Annotated in this window: 18 protein-coding genes; 16 read left to right on the forward strand and 2 right to left on the reverse strand. The window is 59.8% G+C overall.

The genetic code is table 11. From position 1 onward, the window contains the following. Positions 1-7: 7 nt before the first annotated feature. Genes AC1VVG_RS04345 through AC1VVG_RS04355 form a run of 3 tightly spaced genes read left to right on the forward strand, consistent with a single transcriptional unit; the run spans position 8 to position 3,255 of the window. Positions 8-1,039, forward strand: coding sequence for an aspartate carbamoyltransferase catalytic subunit (locus AC1VVG_RS04345; RefSeq protein WP_006476735.1), 1,032 nt, complete (start codon positions 8-10; stop codon positions 1,037-1,039). 52 nt (positions 1,040-1,091) lie between these two features. After that, positions 1,092-2,378, forward strand: a complete 1,287-nt coding sequence (locus AC1VVG_RS04350) for a dihydroorotase (RefSeq protein ID WP_034187264.1) — start codon at positions 1,092-1,094, stop codon at positions 2,376-2,378. Positions 2,379-2,397: 19 nt separating this feature from the next. Next, the gene (locus AC1VVG_RS04355; protein ID WP_226227300.1) at positions 2,398-3,255 is read left to right on the forward strand and encodes a lysophospholipid acyltransferase family protein; all 858 of its coding nucleotides are present in this window, start codon (positions 2,398-2,400) and stop codon (positions 3,253-3,255) included. A 37-nt stretch (positions 3,256-3,292) separates the two neighbouring features. On the opposite strand, the gene AC1VVG_RS04360 is transcribed toward AC1VVG_RS04355, so the two are convergent. Continuing rightward, positions 3,293-4,291 carry a glycosyltransferase family 2 protein gene (locus AC1VVG_RS04360; RefSeq protein ID WP_482835294.1) on the reverse strand — a complete coding sequence of 333 codons (999 nt, stop codon included), beginning with the start codon at positions 4,289-4,291 and terminating at the stop codon, positions 3,293-3,295. A gap of 112 nt (positions 4,292-4,403) precedes the next feature. Further along, entirely contained in the window at positions 4,404-5,240 is an 837-nt protein-coding gene (locus AC1VVG_RS04365; protein WP_482835295.1) for a symmetrical bis(5'-nucleosyl)-tetraphosphatase, read from the reverse strand. Positions 5,241-5,584: 344 nt separating this feature from the next. Here AC1VVG_RS04365 and rfbB point away from each other — a divergent pair, with 344 nt between their 5' ends. The 13 genes from rfbB to AC1VVG_RS04430 all read left to right on the forward strand — a co-directional run bounded on the left by rfbB (position 5,585) and on the right by AC1VVG_RS04430 (position 26,548). Continuing rightward, positions 5,585-6,646, forward strand: a complete 1,062-nt coding sequence (gene rfbB / locus AC1VVG_RS04370) for a dTDP-glucose 4,6-dehydratase (protein WP_482835296.1) — start codon at positions 5,585-5,587, stop codon at positions 6,644-6,646. Positions 6,647-6,657: 11 nt separating this feature from the next. Next, positions 6,658-7,551, forward strand: a complete 894-nt coding sequence (gene rfbA / locus AC1VVG_RS04375) for a glucose-1-phosphate thymidylyltransferase RfbA (protein ID WP_059557228.1) — start codon at positions 6,658-6,660, stop codon at positions 7,549-7,551. Then, positions 7,536-8,087, forward strand: coding sequence for a dTDP-4-dehydrorhamnose 3,5-epimerase (rfbC, locus tag AC1VVG_RS04380; RefSeq protein WP_011544743.1), 552 nt, complete (start codon positions 7,536-7,538; stop codon positions 8,085-8,087). Before rfbA ends, rfbC begins: the two co-directional genes overlap by 16 nt. Beyond that, positions 8,080-8,979: a dTDP-4-dehydrorhamnose reductase gene (gene rfbD, locus AC1VVG_RS04385; RefSeq protein WP_059557227.1), complete on the forward strand. Its 900-nt coding sequence runs from the start codon at positions 8,080-8,082 to the stop codon at positions 8,977-8,979. The genes rfbC and rfbD overlap by 8 nt, the downstream gene beginning before the upstream one ends. A 1-nt stretch (position 8,980) precedes the next feature. After that, on the forward strand, positions 8,981-9,880 hold the full coding sequence (locus AC1VVG_RS04390) for a glycosyltransferase family 2 protein (RefSeq protein WP_482835297.1): 900 nt from the start codon (positions 8,981-8,983) through the stop codon (positions 9,878-9,880). A 61-nt stretch (positions 9,881-9,941) separates the two neighbouring features. Then, on the forward strand, positions 9,942-10,724 hold the full coding sequence (locus AC1VVG_RS04395) for an ABC transporter permease (RefSeq protein WP_301940766.1): 783 nt from the start codon (positions 9,942-9,944) through the stop codon (positions 10,722-10,724). A 10-nt stretch (positions 10,725-10,734) separates the two neighbouring features. Beyond that, positions 10,735-11,484, forward strand: coding sequence for an ABC transporter ATP-binding protein (locus tag AC1VVG_RS04400; protein WP_301940767.1), 750 nt, complete (start codon positions 10,735-10,737; stop codon positions 11,482-11,484). A gap of 17 nt (positions 11,485-11,501) precedes the next feature. Further along, complete coding sequence (locus tag AC1VVG_RS04405; protein ID WP_482835298.1) at positions 11,502-13,379, forward strand: glycosyltransferase family 2 protein; 1,878 nt, start codon at positions 11,502-11,504, stop codon at positions 13,377-13,379. Positions 13,380-13,465: 86 nt separating this feature from the next. Then, complete coding sequence (locus AC1VVG_RS04410; RefSeq protein ID WP_482835299.1) at positions 13,466-14,899, forward strand: mannose-1-phosphate guanylyltransferase/mannose-6-phosphate isomerase; 1,434 nt, start codon at positions 13,466-13,468, stop codon at positions 14,897-14,899. A gap of 147 nt (positions 14,900-15,046) precedes the next feature. Then, positions 15,047-18,310 carry a class I SAM-dependent methyltransferase gene (locus tag AC1VVG_RS04415; RefSeq protein WP_482835300.1) on the forward strand — a complete coding sequence of 1,088 codons (3,264 nt, stop codon included), beginning with the start codon at positions 15,047-15,049 and terminating at the stop codon, positions 18,308-18,310. A 5-nt stretch (positions 18,311-18,315) separates the two neighbouring features. Next, a complete protein-coding gene (locus AC1VVG_RS04420) occupies positions 18,316-20,604 on the forward strand; it encodes a glycosyltransferase family 2 protein (RefSeq protein ID WP_482835301.1) in 2,289 nt (762 codons plus the stop codon). Between the two features lie 207 nt (positions 20,605-20,811). Next, a complete protein-coding gene (locus AC1VVG_RS04425; RefSeq protein ID WP_482835302.1) occupies positions 20,812-25,047 on the forward strand; it encodes a glycosyltransferase in 4,236 nt (1,411 codons plus the stop codon). Positions 25,048-25,288: 241 nt separating this feature from the next. Then, positions 25,289-26,548 (forward strand): sulfotransferase family protein, encoded by a 1,260-nt coding sequence (locus tag AC1VVG_RS04430; protein ID WP_482835303.1) that lies wholly within the window; start codon positions 25,289-25,291, stop codon positions 26,546-26,548. Positions 26,549-26,651 lie beyond the last annotated feature (103 nt).

Genomic DNA, 26,651 nt, shown 5'->3' on the forward strand with positions numbered 1-26,651 from the left:
GCACACCATGACCACCGACACCACTGGCCGCACCGGCAATCCCGCCGCGGCCGCGAGCCCCGACCGGTTCCGCTACGGGTTCCTGAAGGGCAACCCGCAGCTCACGAAAAACGGCGAGCTGAAGCACCTGCTGTCGATCGAGGGCCTGCCGCGCTCGATCGTCAACCATATCCTCGATACGGCCGAGCAGTTCGTCAGCGTGACGGACCGGGAAGTGAAGAAGGTGCCGCTCCTGCGCGGCAAGTCCGTCTTCAACCTGTTCTTCGAGAACTCGACGCGCACGCGCACGACCTTCGAGATCGCCGCGACGCGCCTGTCGGCCGACGTGCTGAACCTGAACATCAACGCGTCGTCGACGAGCAAGGGCGAATCGCTGCTCGACACGATCAACAACCTGTCGGCGATGCATGCCGATCTGTTCGTCGTGCGCCATGCGTCGAGCGGCGCACCGTACCTGATCGCCGAGCACTGCGCGCCGCACGTGCACGTGATCAATGCCGGCGACGGCCGCCACGCGCACCCGACGCAGGGCCTGCTCGACATGTACACGATCCGTCACTACAAGCGCGACTTCACGAAGCTGCGCGTGGCGATCGTCGGCGACATCCTGCATTCGCGCGTCGCGCGCTCCGACATCCATGCGCTCACCACGCTCGGCGTGCCGGAAGTGCGCGCGATCGGGCCGCGCACGCTGCTGCCGGGCGGGCTCGAGCAGATGGGCGTGAAGGTGTTCCACAACCTCGACGAAGGGCTGAAGGGCGTCGACGTGATCATCATGCTGCGCCTGCAGAACGAACGGATGAGCGGCGCGCTGCTGCCGTCCGCGCAGGAGTACTTCAAGACGTGGGGCCTGACGCCCGAGCGCCTCGCGCTCGCCGCGCCCGACGCGATCGTGATGCACCCGGGCCCGATGAACCGCGGCGTCGAGATCGATTCGCAGGTCGCCGACGGCCCGCAGTCGGTGATCCTCAACCAGGTCACGTTCGGCATCGCCGTGCGGATGGCGGTGATGGGCATCGTTGCCGGCAACAGCGACTGAGCCCGCTTTCGCGCCTCCTTATTCACGCAATCAACGCATTCACTGACAGCGCATGAAGATTCATATCAAAGGCGGCACGCTGATCGATCCGGTCGCCGGCACCGAGCGGCAGGCCGATGTATTCGTCGCGGCCGGCAAGATCGTCGCGATCGCCGAGGACGGCAAGGCGCCGGCCGATTTCAACGCCGCGAAGACCATCGACGCGTCGGGCCTGATCGTCGCGCCCGGCCTCGTCGACTTGTGCGCGCGGCTGCGCGAGCCCGGCTACGAACACAAGGCGACGCTCGCGTCCGAGATGGCCGCGGCCGTCGCCGGCGGCGTCACGACGCTCGTGTGCCCGCCGGATACCGACCCCGTGCTCGACGAGCCGGGCCTCGTCGAGATGCTCAAGTTCCGCGCGCGCAACCTGCACCAGGCGAACGTGCACCCGCTGGGCGCGCTGACCGTCGGCCTCAAGGGTGAAGTGATCACCGAGATGGTCGCGCTGACCGAGTCCGGCTGCGTCGGCTTCACGCATGCGAACGTGCCGGTGCGCGACACGCAGGTGCTGCTGCGCGCGCTGCAGTACGCGAGCACCTACGGCTACACGACGTGGCTGCGTCCGCTCGACGCGTTCATCGGCCGCGGCGGCGTGGCCGCGAGCGGCGCACTCGCGTCGCGGCTCGGGTTGTCCGGCGTGCCGGTCGCGGCGGAGACGATCGCGCTGCACACGATCTTCGAACTGATGCGCGTGACGGGCGCGCGCGTGCACCTCGCGCGGCTGTCGTCCGCGGCCGGCCTCGCGCTCGTGCGCGCGGCGAAGGCGGAAGGTCTGCCCGTGACCTGCGACGTCGGCGTGAACCATCTGCATCTGATCGACGTCGACATCGGCTACTTCGACTCGCAGTTCCGGCTCGATCCGCCGCTGCGCGGCGAGCGCGACCGCGAGGCGATCCGTGTGGCGCTCGCCGACGGCACGATCGATGCGATCTGCTCCGACCACACGCCGGTCGACGACGACGAGAAGCTGCTGCCGTTCGGCGAAGCGACGCCTGGCGCGACGGGCCTCGAGCTGCTGCTGTCGCTGACGCTGAAGTGGGCGGACGAGACGCGTACGCCGCTTGCGCAGGCGCTGCGCCGCATCACGTCCGCGCCGGCCGACGTGCTGCAGCTGCCGGCAGGTCGCCTTGCCGAAGGCGGCGCGGCCGATCTGTGCGTGTTCGATCCGCGCGCGCACTGGCGCGTCGAACCGCGCGCGCTGAAGAGCCAGGGCCACAACTCGCCGTTCCTCGGCTACGAACTGCCGGCCACCGTGCGCGCGACGCTCGTGTCCGGGCAGGTCGCATTCGAGCGCCACTGAACCACGCCGGATCCTCGCCATGACCGCCTTTCGCAAGCTGCGTCTCGTTTTTCACCTGTTGCGCGGCATGGCGATCGTCGCGCTGCGTTTTTCGCATGTCACGCCCGCGCGTCGCGCCGAGCTGATACGTCGCTGGTCGGTCAAGATGCTGCGGATCTGCGGGATGCGCGTCGTCGTCCACAACGACGCGGCGCGCCTCGACGCGGGTGCGCTCGTCGTCGGCAACCATGTGTCGTGGCTCGACATCTACACCGTCAACGCGTGGCGGCCGACGCCGTTCGTGTCGAAGGCCGAGGTGCGGCAGTGGCCGGTGGTCGGTTGGTTGGCCGAGAAGCTCGACACCGTGTTTCTGCAGCGCGAGAAGCGCACCGAGGCAATGCGGGTGATGCACGAGATGGCGGAACGGTTGCGCAACGGCGGTGTGATGTGCGTGTTTCCGGAAGGGACGACGTCCGACGGCCAGGCGCTGCTGCCGTTCCATGCGAACCTGTTCCAGGCCGCGGTATCGGCCGGCTGCGCGGTGCAGCCGATCTGTCTGATGTACGAGGATGCGCAAGGGCGTCAGTCGGTCGCGCCGGCCTACACGGGCGACCTGTCGCTCGGCAAGTCACTCGACATGGTGCTGCGTGGCGGGCCGCTCGTCGCGCATCTGTACGTGTGCGATCCGATTGCGCCGGGCGGCGACCGGCGGGCGACGTCCGCGGCGGCGCGCGATGCGATCGCGGCCGCGCTGGCGACGTTGCAGGAGACGGTCGGCAAGCCGTCGGCCGAGGCGCTCGCGGAGTTGCAGAAGCATGCGTATCCGGCGACCGAGGTCGGTGGCGGGGCGGCAGCCGATGCGGCGGCCGATGAGCCGGTGCCGGGGCGCGAGGGTTGATGAGTTCGCACGGGTGGTGTGCCGTTGCTGCGGGTGCTCAGTCGGGATGGTTGGCGATGTGCTGCGTATCGATTTCGAGGGCGCCGGACGCATGCTGCCTGACGACGACATAGTCGTCGTATTCCGGTTGTTCGGACGAATATGCGCTCAGGTACGCTTGATTGTCCCAGTGAGAAATCTCCGGTGATGACGCCCGCTGGTAGACGTCCGACGCAGGACGGTCGTTGTTCTGCTGCTCGTGCGGATACCAGTCGAGATGGCGACCATCGAACGGTGTGTACACGCGCATGCCTGATTTCAGGCGCCGGAACGGCTGCGCGGAGCGATGTACGGCAAAGGTCGTGTCGATCGGCGCACGCAGGTATGCGATCTCCCGACCGCCGATCGTGCCGATTTCGGGGCGTTGGTGCCAGAACTGGCTGATATGGCGGTTCATCACGCGCCCGAACAGTGGATAGCTCTTGCGAATGTCATCGATTTTCAGCATCGGCCCGGCACATTCGATGTCCGGAAACGCATTCAGCAACTCGAGATAGACAGTGATGGCGTCAGGGCTCGATGTGGCTAGGTCGATGTCGCAGTCCGTCACGATGTACGGACCTGACTTTCGCGACGAAAACATCGCCGACACGGTTTCATCGACGAGATTTAGTTCGGTGACAGTCGAAATTGCTGCTCGTTTGAACACGCGGATTCCATCGTGCTCAAGCTCGTCGAGCACGCGCAGTGTTTCCGGATCACCGCTGCCGTTATCGTGGACGGCAATCTCCACCGGCACGCGCTGCCGCCGGTACGACGCGATGACGCGTCGAAGCATGGCCCCCCGGTTGTACGAAATGACAATCAGCGGCAACGGCTGGAATCCGGGTTCGCCCGGCAGTGCTTCCCGGTGGATGGACGTTGCTGGCAGGTATGGGCGGCCTTCGCGTTTGCCGTGTTCGAGATAGTGCTGCGCCGGGTCCACGCCCGCAGCGCGTACGTCGGGATGCAACAGCAGATAGGCTTCGGCGGAAAAGTCGGGCGGCAGGCTGCTCATCGGTGTCCTTGGGGTCCTTGGAATGCGCATGGCGCGTACTTTCCGGAATTTACCGCGCGAAGTCGAGGTGCGGTTCCGGAAAGTTTCCGGCGTATTGTGCGATGGTCGGCGCTCATTCGCCCGGCGTGCCGCATGCTTCGCACTGCACCTGCGTGACCGTGCGCCGTGCCGGGTCGGCGGTCAGCCGTACGGCCGACAACTGGTTCCCCCATACGCATCCCGAATCGAGCGCGACGACGTTGTCGCGCAGCATCAGGCCAAGCGCGGCCCAGTGCCCGAACACGACCGTCACGTCCTCCGTGCGGCGCCCTGGTACGTCGAACCACGGCAGGTAGCCGGGCGGCGCGCTGTCCGGGCCGCCGTTCGCCTTGAATTCCATCGCGCCGTCGGGCGTGCAGAAGCGTACGCGCGTGAACGCGTTGAAGGCGACGCGCATCCGGTCCCGCTTCTTCAGGTTCGGACTCCATTGATTCGGCTCGTTGCCGTACAGGCCTTGCAGCGTGTCGCGCCAGTCGGGCGCGCGCAGCGCGCGCTGCAGTTCGTCCGCGAGTTCGAGCGCGAGCGTGGTGTCCCATTGCGGCAGTACGCCCGCATGCGCGAGCAGCATTCCGTCCTCCGCATGGACGAACGGGCGGTGGCGGACCCAGTCGAGCAGCGCATCGGCATCCGGCGCGTCGAGGATCTCGCCGATCGTGTCGCCCGGGCGCTCGGTGCGCAGCCCGGCGGAGACCGCGAGCAGGTGGAGGTCGTGATTGCCGAGCACGACGGTCGCGCGCGGGCCGAGGTCCACGACCGCACGTAGCGCGGCAAGCGAGCCGGGCCCGCGGTTGACGACGTCGCCGGCTATCCACAGCGGGGTGTCGGCGGGAGGCGAAAGCTTGTCGAGCAGCGACTGGAAAGCGGAATGACAGCCTTGGATGTCTCCGATGGCGATGGGGGGGAGGGTCATGGGGCGGCGGATGTTGCGAGTACCGATAACGTGGGAAAAATCATCCATTCAACGCAGGGTTGTACAATTTTTGTTCCGCGAGAACGGGTTGATTTGGCAAGAAATTTCATGCTGGGACGAGGTTCGAAGCGCTGTATCAAGTTGTTAGCGGCATGGCTTTTGCAGGTGACGGCTCTCTATAATTGTCGCTTTCCCGAACAAAATTAGCATTTCATGACTTTGGAGGCCATGTCGACCGGTTAAAATTCCCGGTCTGACGGTAGCAATCCCAAGTTACCAGCATTTGCGAATCCGATGTGGCGGGCGTTTGATGACGCCTGCCGCACATTATTTGAGGGAGCCTCATGATCCTGGTTACGGGCGGCGCGGGTTTTATCGGTGCCAATTTTGTACTCGACTGGCTGCGCGCATCCGACGAAGCCGTGCTCAACGTTGACAAGCTGACGTACGCAGGGAACCTGCGCACGCTGCAGTCGCTGGACGGGAACCCGAAGCACGTGTTTGCGCGCGTCGACATCTGCGACCGTGACGCACTCGATGCGCTCCTCGCCGAGCACAAGCCCCGTGCGGTACTGCACTTCGCCGCGGAAAGCCACGTCGATCGCTCGATCCACGGCCCCGCGGACTTCGTGCAGACCAACGTCGTCGGCACGTTCACTCTGCTCGAGGCGACCCGCCAGTACTGGAACGGCCTGAACGACGCGGACAAGGCGGCGTTCCGCTTCCTGCACGTGTCGACCGACGAGGTGTTCGGTTCGCTGTCGGCCACCGACCCGCAATTCTCCGAAACGACGCCGTACGCGCCGAACAGCCCGTATTCGGCGACGAAGGCGGGTTCCGACCACCTGGTGCGTGCCTACCATCATACGTACGGCCTGCCGGTGCTGACGACGAACTGTTCGAACAACTACGGCCCGTATCAGTTCCCCGAGAAGCTGATTCCGCTGATGATCGCGAACGCGCTCGCGGGCAAGCCGCTGCCAGTGTATGGCGACGGCAAGAACGTGCGCGACTGGCTGTACGTCGGCGATCACTGCAGCGCGATTCGCGAAGTGCTCGCGCGCGGTGTGCCCGGCGAGACGTACAACGTCGGCGGCTGGAACGAGAAGAAGAACCTCGAAGTCGTGCATACGCTGTGCGACCTGCTCGACAAGGCGCGCCCGAAGGCAGCGGGTTCGTACCGCGACCAGATCACCTATGTGACGGACCGGCCCGGCCACGATCGCCGCTACGCGATCGATGCGCGCAAGCTCGAACGCGAGCTCGGCTGGAAGCCCGCGGAAACGTTCGAGACTGGCCTGGCGAAGACGGTCGACTGGTATCTCGACAATCAGGTCTGGGTCGACGAGGTCGCATCGGGCGAGTACCGCAAGTGGGTCGAAACGAACTACGCGAAACGCAACTGAGGAGAGAAGCGATGGCACGTAAAGGCATCATTCTCGCCGGCGGTTCCGGCACGCGGCTGTATCCGATCACGCACGTCGTCTCCAAGCAGCTGCTGCCGGTGTACGACAAGCCGATGATCTACTACCCGCTGTCGACGTTGATGATCGCGGGCATTCGCGACGTATTGATCATCTCCACGCCGCAGGACACGCCGCGCTTTGAAGCGATGCTCGGCGACGGCAGCCAGTGGGGGATGAACATCCAGTACGCGGTGCAGCCGTCGCCCGACGGTCTCGCGCAGGCGTTCATCATCGGCAAGGCGTTCGTCGGCAACGATCCGTCCGCGCTGATTCTCGGCGACAACATCTTCTACGGGCACGATCTGGCGAAGCAGCTGGAGCGCGCGCATGCACAGGAAACTGGCGCGACCGTGTTTGCGTATCACGTGCATGACCCGGAGCGTTACGGCGTCGTCGAATTCGACAAGTCGTTCCGTGCGCTGTCGATCGAGGAAAAGCCGGCGAAGCCGCGTTCGAACTACGCAGTGACGGGCCTGTATTTCTACGACAACCGCGTATGCGACATCGCGGCCGACATCAAGCCATCGCCGCGCGGCGAGTTGGAAATTACCGACGTCAACTCGCGCTATCTCGACAGCGGTGCGCTGAACGTCGAGATCATGGGGCGCGGTTATGCGTGGCTCGATACCGGCACGCACGATTCGCTGATCGAGGCGGCCAGCTTCATCGCGACGTTGCAGAAGCGGCAGGGTCTCGTCGTCGCATGTCCGGAAGAAATCGCCTATCGCCGCGACTGGATCGATGCGGAGCAAGTGCTGAAGCTGGCGCAGCCGCTGGCTAAGAACGCATACGGTCAGTACCTCAAGAACATTCTCACGGATCAAGTCGCATGGCCATCCAAGTAACGGCGACGGCGCTGCCCGAAGTCAAGATCATCGAGCCGAAGGTGTTCGGCGACGCGCGCGGGTTCTTCTACGAAAGCTTCAACGGGAAGGAATTCGCCGAGCAGGTCGCACCTGGCGTCGAATTCGTGCAGGACAACCACTCGCGCTCGTCGAAGGGCGTGCTGCGCGGGCTGCACTATCAGATCCAGCACGCGCAGGGCAAGCTCGTTCGCGTGGTCGAGGGCGAAGTGTTCGACGTGGCCGTCGACATTCGCAAGGATTCGCCGAACTTCGGCAAGTGGGTAGGGGTTGTCCTGTCGAACGACAACCATCGGCAGCTGTGGGTGCCGCCCGGTTTCGCACACGGCTTCGTCGTGCTGTCGGAGGCCGCGCAGTTCCTCTACAAGACGACCGACTACTGGTTTCCGGAACACGAGCGCAGCATCGTGTGGAACGACCCGGAGATCGGGATCGAGTGGCCGATCGATTTCGAGCCGCTGCTGGCGGCGAAGGACGCAGCCGGCAAGCGTTTGAGCGAAGCCGAAGTTTATGCGTGAGGTGGGTGTGACTCCAGAGCCGACGATCCTCGTGACGGGTGTGAATGGCCAGGTCGGGTTCGAACTGCTGCGCTCGCTGCAAGGCCTCGGCCGTGTGGTGGCGTGCGACCGCTCGATGCTCGACCTGTCCGATCTCGATCGGGTACGCAGTGTCGTACGCGGGCTGAAGCCGTCGATCATCGTGAATCCGGCCGCGTATACGGCGGTCGACAAGGCCGAGACGGACGTTGACGCCGCGCGCCGGCTGAATGCCGAAGTTCCGCGCGCTTTTGCGGAGGAGGCGGCGCGTCTCGGCGCAGCGCTGGTTCATTATTCGACCGACTACGTGTTCGACGGGACCAAAGACGGTGCCTACGTCGAAACGGATGCGACCAATCCGCAGAACGTGTACGGGCTGACCAAGCTTGAGGGCGAGCAGGCCATCGCGGCGACGGGTTGCGCGCACTTGATTCTGCGGACGAGCTGGGTGTACGGCCGTCGCGGCAAGAACTTCCTGCTGACGATGCTGAAGCTCGGCAGCGAGCGTCCGGAACTGCGCGTCGTCGCGGATCAGGTTGGCGCGCCGACGTGGTCGAAGACGATCGCCACCGCGACCTCGCACATCGTCACGCAGGCGTTGGCGGCCGATGACGCGGACTGGTGGGCGCAGCGTTCCGGCGTTTATCACTTCACGTCGGCAGGCGCGACGTCGTGGCACGGGTTTGCCGAGGCAATCTTCGCCCACGCGATGGGCGAGCGTGCGCCGAAGGTGTTGCCGATTCCGGCGAGCGACTACCCGGTTCCCGCCAAGCGTCCGTCCAATTCGCGACTGTCGCACGACAAGCTGACCGAAGCATTCGGGCTGCGGCTGCCGGACTGGGCCGATGCATTGAAGCTGTGCCTGAGTGAGTAACTTGAATCAGAATTCCGCGGTTCAGGAGCGGGCCGGTGTCGTCATCGTGTTCTATCGACCAGATAGCGGTTGCGTGGCTCGCGCGAATCGGCTCGCCCAAGTATGGCCCTGCGTGGTGGTGGACAACACGGAGAGCATCAGTGCGCCGGGCGTGCTCGGGCTCGACGCGCGTATCGACTATGTCGCGAACGGTGCCAATCTTGGGATCGCGACTGCGCTCAACCAGGGCATCGAACGCCTGGCTGCGGCGAACTGTACGTCGGTATTGCTGTTCGATCAGGATAGCGAGCCATCGGACGAACTGCTGATCGAACTGCCTCGGACAATGGCGACCGAGCGCATGCGCAATCGTCGCGTGGCACTCGTTGGCCCCGCGTACGAGGACGCACGGCTGGGCGGTGTCGCGCCGTTCGTTCGATTCGGGTACGTGAAGCTGCGCCGGGTTCAGCCGGAGGGTGTGCAGCCGGTCGAAGTCGACTTTCTGATCACGTCGGGGTCGTGCGTGAATCTCGATGTGTGGCGCGACATCGGTCCGATGGACGACTCGTTGTTCATCGACTTCGTCGATCTCGAATGGTGTGTCCGCGCTCGCGCGAAAGGCTATTCGGTACTTGGGGCGCCCGCGTTGCGGTTGAAGCATGAACTGGGTGGTGAACCGGTGAGATTCTTCGGGCGGAGCTACCCGGGGCACAGCGCGGTTCGGCACTACTATCTGTTCCGCAATGCAATCGCGTTGATCCGCCGTTCCTATGTGCCGTGGAGCTGGAAGTCGACCGAACTGGTCAAGATGCCGGTCCGGTTGGCGATCTACGCGTTGTTCATGCAGCCTCGAATGGCGCACCTGCGACTTTCGCTTCTTGGAATCTGGCACGGATTGTCCGGACGCTCGGGGGAGCTGTAATCCATCGATTACGGCAGATTCCAGAATTTGTCGTCTAACTATTTAATTATTGAAGAATCGCATGCTCACTGTCGCAATTACAGACCTCAAACAAAGCATCGTGTCCTGGCGGTTATGGACGCTGCTCGGCTGGCTGGAAATCCGGCAGCGCTATGCGCGCTCACGGGTCGGCCCGTTCTGGTTGACGATCAGCATGGGCGTCATGATCGGGTCGTTGGGCGTCGTCTACGGTACGCTCTTCGGTCAGGACATGCACGCGTATCTGCCGTTCCTGGCAGCGAGTCTTGTGATGTGGGGGCTGCTTTCGCAGACGATTCAGGACGGTAGCGTTGCGTACATCAACAGTGCGTCATACATCAGGCAAATGGCGACGCCGAAGCTGATCTACATGCTGCAGGTGGTGTGGCGCAACCTGATCGTAATGACTCACAACGCGGTGATCATCGTTGTGCTCCTGGCGGTGTTTGGCGTGAAGAGCTGGGAAACTCTGCCGTTGTTCATTCCCGGCCTGTTGCTGTACATCCTGAACATTCTCTGGATTGCGATGACGGTCGGCTTGCTGTCCGCACGCTTTCGCGATCTTCCCCAGATCATCTCGGCATTGCTACAGGTTGCGTTCTATGTGACGCCGATCATCTTTCGTCCGAACGCATTGAACCGCTATACCTTCATCGTCGAGTGGAATCCGCTCGCCTATTTGATCGATGTCGTGCGTGGTCCGCTGATCGGGCAGGCACCGAGTGCACTGACGTGGGGGGTGACGGCCGGTATGGCCGCAGTAGGCTGGATTGTCGCGTTGTGGCTGACCGGTCGTTATGTGAAACGTATCCCGTACTGGGTTTGAGGAGCACGTCATGGCCTATATCGATTTGAAGAACGTAACGCTCGATTTGCCGATCTATGACGTGCAGGGACGCTCGCTGAAGAAGCAGGTCATGCGTATGGGACGACGCAATCGTATTGCGGAGGACAGTGACGGCGTGATCGTGGTGCGCGCGCTTGACGACGTCAACGTCCGCTTCGAGCGTGGTGATCGCATCGGGCTGATCGGGCACAACGGTGCGGGAAAGTCGACGCTGCTGCGTGTGATGGCGGGGATCTATCCGCCGACAGCCGGCACCGTGTCGCGCAGCGGCAAGGCCGTACCGTTGCTGGATATCAGCCTCGGCATGGATGAAAACTCCACCGGCATGCAGAATATCCGTTTGAGGGGACTGCTGCTTGGAATGTCCGACGCAGAAATCCGGAAGAAGCAGCAGGATATCGCGGAGTTCTGCGAACTCGGTGACTACCTCGATCTACCGATTCGTACCTATTCAAGCGGCATGCGGGTTCGACTCGCCTTCGCCGTGTCTACTGCGGTTGATGCGGAGATCCTGTTGCTCGACGAAGTGATGGGCGTTGGCGACGCGTCTTTCATGCACAAGGCGGAGGCGCGCCTGGCTGATCTGCATAGTCGTGCCGAGATCGTCGTCCTGGCCATGCATTCGAACAGCGAAATCCGTAAGGTCTGCAACAAAGCGCTCTGGATGGAGCGCGGCCGGGTTCGCGCGTTCGGTCCGGCGGATGACGTTGTGTCGCAGTACGAGGCGGCGGTAGCCTGAGTCTCGCCGTTATTCAGATGACATTGTCAAAAGTCAGTTCGCTCGTAGGGCGGATCACCGGTGGCAGGAACATTGGCGCCATGTTGCGCCAGGGTTATGCCGTCTATCGCCGTGAAGGTTTCGGCGGGGTCAAGCGCAAGCTCACGTGGATGATGGCCGGTGCGCCCGGCGCGATCGATCCTGAGGATTATGCGAACTGGATCAGTCGTCATGATCGGATCGACGACGCCATGCGTGCGGCGATCGGGCGTCGCATCAGTGAGTTTGTAGCGGCACCCCTGATTTCGGTCGTGATGCCCGTCTACAACCCCCGTCTCGAGTGGCTGGCGGAAGCGATTGAATCGGTGCGCGGCCAGCTCTATCCGAATTGGGAACTGTGCATCGCTGACGACCAATCACCGGATCCGGCGATTCGTGCGCTGCTCGAGCGTTATGCAGCAGTGGACTCGCGGATCAAAGTGGTATTCCGCGAAACGAACGGCCATATTTCCGCGGCATCGAACAGCGCGCTCGGTCTGGCAACCGGGAAGTGGGTTGCGTTGCTGGATCACGACGATCTTCTCCCGGAGCATGCACTCTACTGTGTGGCGGATACGATCGAGAGAAATCCGTCCATCCGTCTGATTTATTCGGACGAGGACAAGATCGACGAACGTGGCAAACGTAGGGACCCGTACTTCAAATGTCAGTGGAATCCGGATCTGTTCCATTCGCAGAACATGTTCAGCCACCTCGGGGTCTACGAGAAAGCATTGCTGGATGAGGTCGGCGGATTTCGCATCGGCTACGAAGGGTCGCAGGACTACGATCTCGCGCTGCGTTGCATCGAGCGTGTCGACGCGAAGGCCATTTGTCATATTCCCCGCGTGCTGTATCACTGGCGTATCCATACGACCAGCACGTCGAGCGGCGTAGAAGCCAAGCCCTACGCAGCGATGGTCGGCGAAAAGTCCATCAACGAGCATTTCGGGAGGCTGAATGTTGCAGCACACGCCGAATACATCGGATATGGCTATCGTGTTCGGCATGCGCTGCCGGCGCAGTTGCCGCTCATTACGCTGATCATTCCGACCCGTAATGCAGTGCACCTGATGCGCCAATGCATCGATAGCATTCTCGTACGCACGACATACGAAAATTACGAAATCCTGATCGTTGACAACGGTTCGGATGACGCGGAAGCGTTGCAATATTTCGAGTCTCTCGTTGAGGACCCCAGAATTCGGGTCTTGAGGGATGATCGGCCGTTCAACTATTCGGCGCTGAACAACGCCGCGGTGGCGTCGGCCAACGGCGAATTCGTCTGTTTGCTCAACAACGACGTCGAAGTCATTTCTCCGGACTGGTTGTCCGACATGGCTGGTTTGGCGATGCAGGCCGGAGTGGGCGCGGTCGGTGCAAAATTGTTGTATCCGAACGATACCGTGCAGCATGCGGGTCTTGTGTTGGGCATCCTCGGCGTCGCTGGCAATGCACACAAGCACGTTCCAAGGACGACGCGCGGGTATTTCGGGCGGGCTGCTCTCGTCAGCGGATTCTCGGCGGTGACGGCTGCCTGCCTGCTGGTGCGCAGGTCGATTTACCAGGAGGTCGGCGGACTGGACGAAAAAAATCTGGCCGTGGCCTACAACGATGTCGATTTCTGTTTGCGCGTTCGCGAGGCTGGCTACCGGAACGTATGGACGCCGTTTGCGGAGCTATATCACCATGAATCTGCGACGCGCGGCCCGGAAACTGATACCGCCAACCAGCAGCGCTTCCACCGCGAAACCGCGCATATGACGCAGCGTTGGGGCAAGATGTTGCTGGATGACCCCTGTTATAGCCCCAACCTGACCCTCGATCGTGAGGATTTCAGCCTAGCCTGGCCCCCCAGGGTGGCTCCGCTTGCTTAGGTGTCTTGCGGAAACCGGTGGCGATGGTGCACGAAGTGAACTGTCGAACAGATCATTGAGGAAGCACCAGAGAGAATGGAGTTGACGTGAACATCTTTCCTGTCGTTTTGTGCGGGGGTAGTGGCACCCGCTTGTGGCCCATGTCGCGCGGCGGATATCCGAAGCAGTACTTGAGGCTGACGGGGGAGCACACACTCGTCCAGCAAACGGTACGGCGGCTGGCCGGCCTCGCGGGCGTGGCCGTGCCGATTGTCGTCGCAAACCAGGATCAGCGCTTTCTGGTCGCAGATCAGTTGCAGGGCATCGGTGTCGAACCGGAGGCCATCGTTCTGGAGCCGATGAAGCGCAATACGGCGCCCGCGGTTGCCGCAGCCGCGTTGATTGCTGTCGAGCGATCGTCGGATGCATTGCTGATGGTCTTGCCATCCGATCACGTCATCCTCGACACCGCCATGTTTTCTGATCTGGCGTCGACTGCAGCCGATATCGCACGAGAAGGCTATCTCGTGACTTTCGGAATCGAGCCGACGAGCCCTCATACCGGCTACGGCTATATCCGTAGCGGCGCGGTGCTGGACGGTTTCGGTGGAGCGCGCCGCGTCGATGGATTCACGGAGAAGCCCGACGCTGAAACGGCGGGACACTTCGTGGACGAGGGCGGGTACTACTGGAATAGCGGCATGTTCATGCTCAAGGCATCGACCTACCTGGAAGATCTGTCCCGTTATGCTCCGGCGGTACTGGCGCACATCGAACAAGCAGTCGCACAAGCCCGGCGCGATGAGGATTTCATACGATTGGACGCGCAAGCGTTTGCCTTGTGTCCCGATATATCCATCGATTATGCCGTCATGGAAAAAACCGACCGTGCAGCAATGGTCGTTGCGTCGGGCATGGGCTGGAGTGATATTGGCTCATGGTCTGCACTCGCCGACATCACGGAGAAAGATGCGGACGGCAATTCGTTGTCGGGTGATGTGATCGCGGAGGACGTATCGGACAGCTACATCCGGGCAGACCACCGGATGGTGGCCGCCCTTGGGCTGAAAGATACGATCGTCGTTGAGACGGCGGACGCGGTACTGGTTGCTCACCGCAGCCAGGCGGAGCACGTGAAAGCGATCGTCGAGCGCCTTAACGCGTCGGGGCGGCACGAGTCCGTGACGCATCGCAAGGTCGTGCGCCCATGGGGCACTTATGAAAGCATCGATCAGGGCGAGCGATTTCAGGTGAAGCGAATCATCGTGAACCCCGGGTCATCTCTGAGTTTGCAGATGCATCATCATCGCGCCGAACACTGGATTGTTGTGCGCGGCACAGCGCGAGTGACGAACGATGGGCGCGAGCTGCTGCTGACGGAGAATCAGTCGACCTATATCCCGCTGGGTGCGAAGCATCGGCTGGAGAACCCGGGAAAGATCCCGCTCGAACTGATCGAGGTTCAGTCGGGTGCTTATTTGAGCGAGGATGACATCGTGCGCTTTGAAGACAATTACGGGCGGGATGTTAAGTCGGTATAAGCGCGCGTGCTGCGTCGTGACGGCCGCCGCACGGGCCCGACAGAGCGTGAGCAAGATACGGACTGTAGCAGTATGCATCGCGTTCATACGAACACAGAAACGATTGCTGGCGGGGGCGGCATGGTCGTTTGACTACGAAGGAACCAAGTGAAAAATACAACTAGTCAATATTCGCTATCGGAGATCGTCGAAGCGTTGGACGTCGACGGTGAGCTGTTCTGGGAGCCGCGCAGGCTCGTATCTCCCGGCGCATGGGCAGGCCACATTGCGACCGCGTTCTGGCTTGTGAAAGCGATACAGCCGCGCGTGTTGGTGGAATTAGGTACCCACAGCGGCAACTCATACTCAGCTTTTTGCCAAGCAGTTTCGCAATACGGACTATCGACTCGCTGCTTTGCGGTCGATACCTGGCAAGGCGACGAACATGCAGGTCATTACGACGAAGATGTATTCGATAGCATTTCGACGTTCAACGATCTGAACTATGCAGGTTTTTCGAAGCTGCTCAGAATGACGTTCGACGAAGCAAGAGTATATTTTCCGAGCCAACCGCAGGGAGAAATCGATCTACTTCACATTGACGGGTTGCACACCTACGAGGCAGTCAAGCATGATTTCGATACATGGTTCGACGCACTCTCGGATCGAGCGGTTGTCCTCTTCCACGATATCAACGTTCGCGAACGCGGCTTCGGCGTGTGGCAGCTTTGGCAGGAACTGTCTGCAAGGTACCCGTCGTTCGAATTCGATAATTCCGAGGGGCTCGGAGTGCTGTGCACGGGTACTGAGAGTGCTCCGCTAATTGCCAAGCTGATCGAGTTGAATGCCGATCCAGCGGCCGCATCGACGATTCGGGCGATGTTTGCTGCGCGCGGCGAGGCATTTCGCCGTCAGGTTCAGGCCATCGAGCTCGGCAGGCTTGCCCACAACCTGAGCGACCAAGTCGCGCGCCTGTCGCGTGACGCGCAGGCGGCCGAGGCCGGGTTCGATGAGCGTATCGCTGCGCTTGAGGCAGATCTGGAACAAGCACGCGAAGAGCAATCGTCTCGAGCTGCGAGTAAAGCAGAATGTGCGCGCCTTTCGTCCGCAGTCGAACGACTGGAAGCAAAGCTTGCGCAACAGCGCAGTGAGTATGAAGGGCAGTTGCACAGCCTGATGGAGAGTGAGCTGCGCGAGCGCGATCAAATCGTTCAATCATTCCAGCGCTCTACGTCTTGGCGCGTGACGGCGCCGATGCGGGCAGTGATTTCTCGGCTACGTGGTGCCGGCCCCCTAAGTCCGCTCGCGCGTTCGTCCATCGGAGGTTCTGGCGCGGGCGGATTGCTGACGAAGGCACCCCGCGCTTCCGATGCAGGCCACAGCGTCGATGCAAAGACAGCGATGCGTGCAGGATTCAAGGTCCGATTCGACGCATTTCTGACCTCGAGTGGCAAGCTGCGTTTCAAGCAGCAGGCCGAACCGGACGTGAGCATTCTGCTGATCTTATATAACAGCGTCGAGCTGAGCTATGCATGCCTGGCATCGATAGCTGAAGTCCTGGGAAACAGTGAGATCCGGGCGGAAGTGGTCATCTTGGATAATGCATCGACCGATGCAACTTCACGGCTCCTTGATCGGATAGAGGGCGCAGCGATCATCCGTAGTAAGGAGAATCTGCATTTCCTGAGGGGCACGAACCGGGCTGCGAAGGAGGCGCGCGGCAAGTATTTACTTTTCCTCAACAACGATGCGCTCCTGATGCCCGGTTCCTTGGAGGCAGCGGTGGCGCTTTGCGAGGCGGAAGGCGACGTCGGAGCAGTTGGCGGTCGTATCATCCTGCCGGACGGATCGTTGCAGGAGGCCGGATCTGTAGTCTGGCGCAACGGTGCATGTACGGGTTACGGCCGAGGTGCTGCACCAGACGGTGCGGAATACATGTTTCGCCGCGATGTCGACTATTGCTCGGGAGCTTTCCTGTTGACCCCGCGGCAACTGTTCGAAAGCCTCAACGCGTTCGACGAACGCTATGCGCCTGCCTATTACGAGGAAACGGACTATTGCCTACGGCTGTGGGAGTCGGGGCACCGAGTAGTGTTCGATCCGGATGTCGTCATCATGCATTATGAGTTTGGCAGCGCGTCGACCAGTGACCAGGCGTTGCAATTGCAGCAAAGAAACCATGCGATCTTCCGCGAGCGGCACGCGGACTGGCTCCGAGATCAGCGCGAGGTGGAGTTGGACAAGATCCTGTGGGCGCGAGCCGCACGCAGCAGCCGAAAAAGACTCCTCTTTATCGAAGATCGCGTTCCACACGAAAATCTGGGCGCGGGTTACCCTCGCGCACTCGGGCTTCTGTGTGCACTGGAAAAGGCAGGATCAGATATCACGCTCTTTCCGATGTTCCGCCACGACGAGAGCTGGTCGGATATCCGGCGCACTGTGCCGGCTTCAGTTGAAGTGATGCGCGACTATTCGGCACGAGAGCTTCCTCAGTTCTTGAAGGAGCGTGCGGGCTATTACGACGCGATTGTGGTTTGTCGTCCGCATAATATGAAAGCGTTCCTCGGGGCAACCAACGAGGGCAAGTCGCCCTGGGTGAGCAACGCGACCATCATTTACGACGCGGAATCGCTGTTTTCTTCGAGAGTACTGCTTGAGAAAAAATTGTCTGGCGAGACGGTATCTCCAGACGATGCGCGCAAACTGGTTGGAGAGGAAATCGCGCTGACCCGTCCGGCCAAGGCGATTATTTCCGTGTCCGAAGCCGAGAAGTGTCAATTCGAATCGCATGGTGTGGGACCCGTCTACGTGCTTGGCCACGCGGTCGAACCGAAGCCGACACCACGTGAGTTCGCGCAACGTGCCGACTTCCTTTTTGTCGGCGGAATTCACGACGACAAATCGCCCAATGCCGATTCCCTGCGCTGGTTTGTAACGCAAATCTGGCCGAGGATCCTCAAGAAACTGGGCGCCGATCTCAAGCTCCACATCGTCGGCTACAACCGGGCTGCCAGTGTTTTCGCATTGAAGGATCAATCAGTGCACCTAGTCGGTCGAGTCGATGATCTAGAGCCGTGGTACGACGCTGCGCGTGTTGTCATTGCACCAACTCGAATTGCCGCAGGCATCCCATTCAAGGCGCATAGCGCGGCATCGTATGGTGTTCCTATGGTGACGACCCGGCTAATTGCCGAACAACTGGGTTGGGAGTCCGGTGTGCATCTCCTGGCTGAGGACGATGCCGATGCGTATGCCGGCGCATGTGTGCGCTTGTACAGCGACGAGGTATTGTGGAATGCGGTGCGGGCGAACGCGCTTGAGCGCGTTGCCGTCGATTGTTCGACGCAGCATTTCGATCAGACCGTAAGCGACTTGTTTGTGCAGATTCCCGGCGGCGATCGTCCGTCCCGCAACTCGTCAACTCAGAAATGACTCATATGATCGAGCCGTCGCTCAAACCGGCGAATGATTTGACGCCGGACGGACCATGGTGGGTTGCCACCGGGGCCGATCCGTATTTTCTGCTTGATTTCGGCAATGCTCGAATCTTGGCGGGGTGGAACCTCGTCACGCTCGAGGTCGAACTTGAGAGTGGCGTTCTTGCTCCGACGTTCTATTTCGACGCCGGCACCGGTTTTTCGCAGGAGCTTGCGCAGGCATTGCCCGCAACGTCTTTGTCGGCGCAGGGCGCGATGGTCGTGTTTCCGGCGAATGTACGGACGATTCGCCTGGATCCGATGAGTTGTCCTGGACGTTTCAGGATCAAGCGGTTCTCGATTCAACCCATGTCAAGGCTGTCGCTGGCGTGGCGGCGCATGAAGCCGATGATCCGCGTGCTGTGTGACAAGCCCGCGCTGTTTTTCCCGTACGCCGTGCAAGCCATGCGGCTGCTCAAGGCGCGCGGAGTCGCTGGCGCGCTGCGGCATGCACTCAGGGATCGTACTGCCGATACCTTGCCGGGCCAGTTGAGCAGCGAGTATGGAGATTGGGTGGCACGCTATGACACATTGTCGCAGGACGATGTATCCATGATCGCGGCGCATATCCAGCGTCTCGAGTATCGTCCGCTCATTTCCGTGCTGGTTCCCCTTTACAACACGCCCGAGCGATTCCTTATCCGATGTATCGAATCGATGCGTGAGCAGCTTTATGATCACTGGGAACTGTGCCTCGTTGACGATGCATCGCCGCAACCTCATGTGCAGCAGATTTGCGAACGATATGCGGCACAGGATTCGAGAATCCGATATTTGCGTCGCGAGACGAACGGACATATTGCCGAAGCCACCAATTCGGCGTTGTCGCTCGCGACAGGCGAGTTTTGTGCGCTGCTCGATCATGACGACGAGCTTGCCGCTCACGCGCTGTATATGGTCGCAGTGGAACTGAACAAGCAGCCTGATCTTGATATGCTCTACTCGGATGAAGACAAAATCGACGAGCAGGGTAAGCGCTACGAGCCGTGGTTCAAGTCGGACTGGAACTACGATCTGATGCTGTCGCAGAATGCGGTGGTGCACCTGGCGGTATACCGCACATCGATACTGCGGGGGATCGGCGGTTTCCGGAGTGCATTCAATGGTAGTCAGGACTACGATGTGACGCTTCGCTTCAGCGAGCACACGACGTCGGAGCGCATCAAGCATATTCCCTTCATTCTGTACCACTGGCGAGCAATCAGCGGCTCTGTTGCGCTCGCTACGACGGAGAAGCTGTATCCGTACGAGGCAGCGGAGCGTGCGATTCGCGAACATCTCGAGCGAACCGGACGGAGCGCGACGGTGGAACGTCAGCCGCATCTCGGCTACTACCAGGTTACGTGGCCGGTTCCTGCGCCTGAGCCGAAGGTCGCAATCATTATCCCGACGAAGGACAAGGTCGAACTGCTGCGTGTTGCAGTCGATTCGATTCTCGAGAAAACGACCTACGAAAACTACGAAATCGTCATCGTGAACAATCGTAGTGTGGAAGCGAGCACGATGGAGTATTTTGCTCAGGCGCTGCAATCGCCAAAGGTTCATTTGCTCGATTATGACAAGCCGTACAGTTTTGCCGCGCTTAATAACTGGGCCGTGACCCAGACAGACGCGCCGTTGCTCGCTTTCGTGAACAACGACATTGAAGTGATCGAACCGAACTGGTTACGAGAAATGGTCGGGCACGCGTTGCGCCCCGAGGTCGGCTCGGTTGGTGCCAAGCTTCTTTATCCGAATGAGACGATCCAGCACAGTGGTGTAGTCGTAGGTATCGGCGGCCTTGCCGGGCACCCGCATGTTGGAGAGCCTCGCGAAACGTTCGGCTATTTTGGTCGTGCTGTGTGTACTCAGCGGTACTCGGCCGTGACAGCCGCATGTGTTGTGATGCGTCGCGAGGTTTTTCTCGAAGTCTCGGGTTTTGACGAAGTCAATTTCGCGGTGGCGTTCAATGACGTGGATCTTGGCATGCGTCTGGGACATGCGGGATACGCGAATGTGTGGACGCCGCGTGCATTGCTTTTCCATCATGAATCAGCGAGCCTCGGACTGCCGACGAACGAAGATCGCCGGCGGCAGTTCCTCGAGGAATGCGACAACTTCCGTAGAATCTGGGCGGATGTCATCAGGAATGATCCTTTCTATAACCCGAATCTGACCATAAGTGGTGGTGATTTCCGCCCCAATTTTCCGCCGCGCGTGCGCAAGCCGTGGGTCGACGAGAATGACCGGGAAGAGGGCGTGGCGGCGTAGGGCTCGGCGACAGGGTGCCCTCCATGGCAAGCGCATGTGATTGGCGAGTGGTCATGTCGGGGCCGGCCGGCCCGCCATGGATTCCGCGAGCGCGCCGCGAGTCCCTTGGCCAAAGGGGCATGATGCATGGAGTCGAGATGCGATGGCGGATCGGATTCGGTATCCGAATTTTTTGTGTGCGGTAAATTTATTGCGGTGGGAAATTTAATGAGCGAGTATGTTGAGGGTGGGCTTTTGGACGATCGAGAGAACCGCTCTGAAAAAATCAGTGCGCTCGTGATTTCATATAATCGCGCGAACCTAATTGAGACATGCCTTCGGGCGCTATCGTTTGCTGACGAGTTGCTGGTTGTCGACAAATCATCGACAGATGGAACACTTGAGATTGCTCAGGCGTTTGCGCATCGCACGATTTCTGTTCCATGGTCCCCTGTCGTCGAAGACACGCGTCAGTTTGCTATTTCGCAATGTACTCATGAATGGGTGCTGTGCCTCGACGATGACGAATGCGTGAGTGTCGAGACGGGGGAATATCTTCGTGATGAATTGCTGAATCCAAGGGCCGATGTATATCTGCTCCCGCAGAGGCATTATATTCTTGGCATTCACGACGAGCAAGCTTATTACTGGCCTGAGCATCAGGCAAGATTTTTCCGGAAAGACGCCGTAGAGATTCTCTCGACCGTGCATGGAGGAATTAAACCAAAAACGGATCGTGTTTATGCAATTCCGCCTGAATCGGGCGTCTGCATGCATCATCTGTCGCATGCAAGTGTAGAGCAATGGATCGAGAAATCGAATCGTTATACGTCACGCATCGACCGTGCAAGGGACGATGACGGCGGAAGTGACCTGATTGCTTACGCGCACGCCAGAATCGATGGATGGGCTAGTCTGTCGAAGTCGCAAGGGCGCGGCGACTATCCGGCCGCTGTCGGCCTGCTGCGAGCTGTCTACGACATCATCGATCGACTGAAGACATGGGAGTTGGAAGAAGGTATCGATGGCGAAAGAAGGTTTGAGGAAATATGCCGATCGCTGCAGGAGCAATACATTGCAGTACTTCCTCAAGCTGCCGAGGGTGATCGTAGAGCGAATGTGTTAGTTGCTGGCGATGCATTTCCGATAGGGGGCGGAGATCAGCACGTCTCCCGAGTCGACGCGGAGAACAATACGCTCCGCGAAAATCTGCGGAGAACCCGGATGCTGGTCGATGAATTGCGTCGACACGCTGGCCTGACCGATACGTCGATCGATGTATTGCCGGGTGAGCAAAGGAGCGGACTCGCGCATCGCTTGCAAGAGGCTGAGGCTCACTTGAGCGACGCTCGAGAACAACTGGAAGCTGTCCAGAAGGAGCGAGATGACGCGCAACGAGCAGTTGTCGCCGGTCAGGAAGCGGAAATCCAGATGCGTGAAGCGCTGTCCGGACTTCTATCGAGTCGAGCACGGTCAATTAGCGAAAGGGATGCGCAAATTGCGCATTTGATGCAACGTGTATCCGATGCGGAGCAATTGGCTGCAGCAGAGAGTGCTCGACGAACTGAGATTGAACACCAGCTTGGCGCGGTGCTTTCGTCGGAGGCATGGAAACTGACGGCGCCGGTTAGGGCAATCGTGGAGGCGACTCGACGCTCCGCCAGTCTGCAGAGCGCGCGTATGCAGTTGGTGCGTAAAGCAGTGCTGTCTGGGGATCCTGCCGCTAAGCAAGTGCTCTCGAATTCGTTCCGTCGGCGTATGGGGGGGGGGGCGTTGCCGCCACCTCAACCGGTAACAGTGCCAGTGAATACTGCGCTGCTCGCACCACACGAATCGGTGACGGTTTCCTATTCATCGTGGTTATTGCGAATGGATACGCCGGATGCCGAGGTGCTGGCCGCGATGGAGGCTACGTGCAGTTCGATACCGGAGATTGTCGTCATCGTTCGATTGACGGCGAAAGCGGCAACGGTATGGAATGAAACGCTGGAAGCACTTCGAAAGATCATCGGTGTGAAATGGACCGCTTTTGTGATGATGGAGCGCGGCACAGACGCTGCAATTGCCCAGAAGTGTGCACAATCACTCGAAGATGATCCGCGCTTTTCGTTCTCGCGCCCGGAATTGAATGATGGCCAGATTGTGCTGTTGATCGATGCGGGAGCAATTCCTCGCTCTCATGGTCCCAGAGTGCTTGTTGACGCACTGCTGCGAAGTGCGACTTATCGCTTGGCATATTCCGACGAAGATCATCTGCCCGAAGGCGGTTTGCCACGGGATCCGTGGTTCAAGCCTGACTTCTCACGCTTACTGGCGGAGCAGGGGCTGCTCCTTGGAAAAATGGTCGCACTTCGTTGGTCGAGCGACATTGGCGCTGAAGTCGCACATCGCATGCTCGATCAGGACGTCGGTTTGAACCTGACCGCACATGAAATTGCATTATCGATCGATCAGCGCGCGATTACCCACGTGCCGCACGTGACATTCCATGACGCGATACCGACGTTCAACCCGCTTTCGATTGATTTGCCGAAATTGCCTGATTCACTGCCGATCGTCAGCGTGTTGATTCCGACGCGCGACGGATGGCACCTGCTCGGGCCTTGCCTCGAGAGTCTCCGAAAAACAGATTGGCCAAAGGACAAACTCGAGGTCATTGTGATCGACAACGGATCAGTCGATCCCATGACGATTGACGGAATGAGTTTGGCAGAGCGCGAAGGCAGAATTCGCATCCTGCGAGATCCTCGCGAGTTCAACTACGCGAGATTAAACAACGTCGCTGCGCGAGCGTGTCGAGGCGAGTTGCTTGTCTTGCTCAATAACGATACCGAAATCATCGATCCTGCTTGGCTCAAGAAGATGGCCGCGTACGCACTATTGCCCGATGTCGGAGCGGTGGGGCCGAAGCTGCTTTACGGTGATGGCACGGTACAGCATGCCGGTGTAGTGCTGGGAATTCAGGGTGTTGCCGCTCATGCTCACCTCTTCCTTGGTCCTGACGAGGGGGGATACCGGGGGCTCGCAAATGCAACTCATGAGGTTGCTGCTGTGACCGGCGCATGCCTTATGGTCTCGAAGGCTGCGTTCGATGAAGTGGGCGGACTGCGGGAGGAACTGCGGGTAGCTTTCAACGACGTCGTATTTTGTCTGGATCTGCTGGCGCGTGGCAGAAGGAATATCTATTTTGCGGAGGCGCTGGTAACCCATCACGAAAGCAAGACGCGGGGATACGACGACAAGCCAGAAAAGGTGAAGTTGCTTCGCAAGGAGGCGCGAATTGCTTGGTCGCTTCATCGTGATCGACTGTGGCGCGACCCGTACTATTCGCCGAATCTGTCGATGGAATCGACCTACAAGCTGGCATTTGCGCCGCGTCGACGTCCAGTATGGAGCGATCTCAGGGCTTCGCATCGCCCTCGTGTGATGATGCTTTCGTCGACGCATGCGCGTGGTCATGGTGTTGCAGTCGTCGTCGAACTGCAGGTGCGTGAGTTGCTGGCCAGGGGTTACGACGTTGTCATTGCCGGGTTCCTCGGTGCGAACGATTTCGAATATACAGGTTGCCAGAAAGTCGACGTCCGTGATCCCAGATCCGCTGCTACGATCGCGGTGGAGATGGGCGTTGATGTCATTGTCGCTCACACGCCACCGTTCTTTGACGTTGCGCGTTGGACCGGCAATGCTCCGCCAGTGATTGCTTACGACTATGGCGAGCCTCCGCCCAACCTGTTTCCGGATGCGGCAGCGCGTCAGGATATTCTCGACCAGAAGGCGTTGAGCTTGGAGATCTGTACGAAGGTATTCGCGATTTCCGACGCCGTGGCGCAAGAGGCCGTTACTCCACCGGATGGTGTAATTCCGCTCGGGAATGAACATTTGGGACAATGGAATCACGAATCAAATAACCGTCGCGCCCGAATTCGCAGGAAAAATAATTGGGATGACAAATTCGTCATTCTAAATGTCTGCCGTTTCCATGCGGCGGAGCGACTGTATAAGGGGGTTGACCAGTATATTGAAATGTACCAGGCGCTCCAATTGCTTGATCCGATTCTGGCGGCGCGCACTGTCTTGGTTCTGTGTGGCAAGGGTGACGCAGACGATATCGCTGAAATGACCGCGCGTGGCGTTTGTGTACATGCGAACGTGAGTGACGAGGAAATGGTCGATCTCTATGCGGGTGCCGATCTCTATGCGAATTTCTCGAGATGGGAAGGATACAACCTCGGTATTGGTCAGGCACTTGCAATGGGCCTGCCGGTGATCGCGTCCGATAACCCTGCCCATCGAGCATTCGGGGTCGACGTTACCAGCGACCCAGTGGCAGCCGCGATCGTTGCGCAGGATTATTTGAATGGTGGTCGGGAGCGGAAATCGAGAATCTGGGCGTGGAAGGAGCCACTTGAAAGTTTTGTTAATGAAATTGACAAGGTAATGCAAGCCAGTGCTGCGGTGAGGTAATGGTGGACGGCGCCGGTCGGTTTGTGTGATGTTTCTCACGACCGATCGGTTCAGGCGGCGCGAGTATTATTTTGAAACATCATGGTGTGCTCATGCTGCTCGTGATTGCGATAAAATCGCATCAAATTTATGATGCGATTGGCAGGTTGTAATCATGTGCTTTCATCACATTCAGTGCCCCGTTATCTCGGGCAGGTAATACGTTCGTGCTCGTTAGGTCCATACGTTGTCGGTATCAATCGTGGCTGTGCGTCCTGTCGTCATATCCAATATGCAATTCACACCTGACGTCGACCCGCCAAGCGAGGCCACTCTCGTCGTCGTGTTGGGCATGCATCGAAGCGGCACCAGCGTCATTACTCGCGCAATGGAGACGATGGGCGCTGAGTTTGGTGACAATCTCATGCCGGCAGTGCAGGGTGTGAATGACAAGGGATTCTTCGAGGATCTCGACATCAACGCGATCAACCAGGAGATCCTGAGTCTGGCCGGTGCGGACTGGCACAGTCTCGCTCCGATTGAATTCGGCAAGATCGGTGAAGTCAGCCTGCAGGCGATTCGCAAGCGAGCGACAGAACTTCTGTCGACGAAATGCAGAAACAAGATCTTTGCGTTGAAGGACCCGCGCATTTCGCGCCTGTTGCCATTCTGGCAACCCATTTTCGACAGCCTTGACGTACGTGTCGTCTATGCGCTGGCCATACGGAATCCGATGAGCGTCGGGTTATCGCTGGAGAAGCGTGACAACTTCTCTCACGATAAATCATTTCTGCTCTGGCTGATGCATACCATCCCGTCGCTCGAACATACGAAAGGCAGGCAGCGAGTGCTTGTCGACTACGACAAGTTGATGGAGGCGCCGCGAGTGGAGTTGGCACGGATGTCGGCGCGTCTCGAACTGCCGCTCGATGTATCACGCGTGACGGCGTTCGAGGACGAGTTTCTTGACGGTGGATTGCGGCACACGAAATTCGGGTCGGGTGATCTGTCGAAGGTAAATTCGGCCGAGCAGCACGTGAAGGCACTCTTTGGCGCCCTCGAATCAGCAACCGAGCTCGATGATCCGGAATTCGAACGACGCGTGCTTCCGATCATCGAGCAGGCCCGGCAGTATCTTGAAGCGCTGTCGCCGATTTTGCAGCTTGAGTGGAGACTCGAGCAGGAAATTGCACGATTGAACGCAGAAGTCTCAGGGTGTCGCGATGAAGGTGCGGCATTGCAGCGGCAGATCGAAGATCAAACAAGCGAACTGAACGACTGGCGGGAGCGCACGGAATCGGCGATTGCGATCGGAGACGGACTGCGCATGGAACTCGAAGTCGCGATGAAGGAACGGGTCGCGCTCGCCGAATCCCTCGCCACGCACGAAACCGCATCGGAAATGCAACACGTCGCACTTGAACGAGCGGAGCGCACTGTTGCTGCAATGCAGGGGTCTCGATCCTGGCGAATCACGAAGCCGCTGCGCTTTCTCAGCGGGCTGGCTTCAAGCCGGAAGTGAACGCAGTTCGCGATGCTTACGCGCGGTTGACGAACTCATTCCTGTAGCCGTGCCGACATCGGTCGCTTCGAGCCGGTACGTGTCGGCAGCTGCGAGCGAGTGT

The organism is Burkholderia sp. L-4 (genome assembly GCF_056856535.1).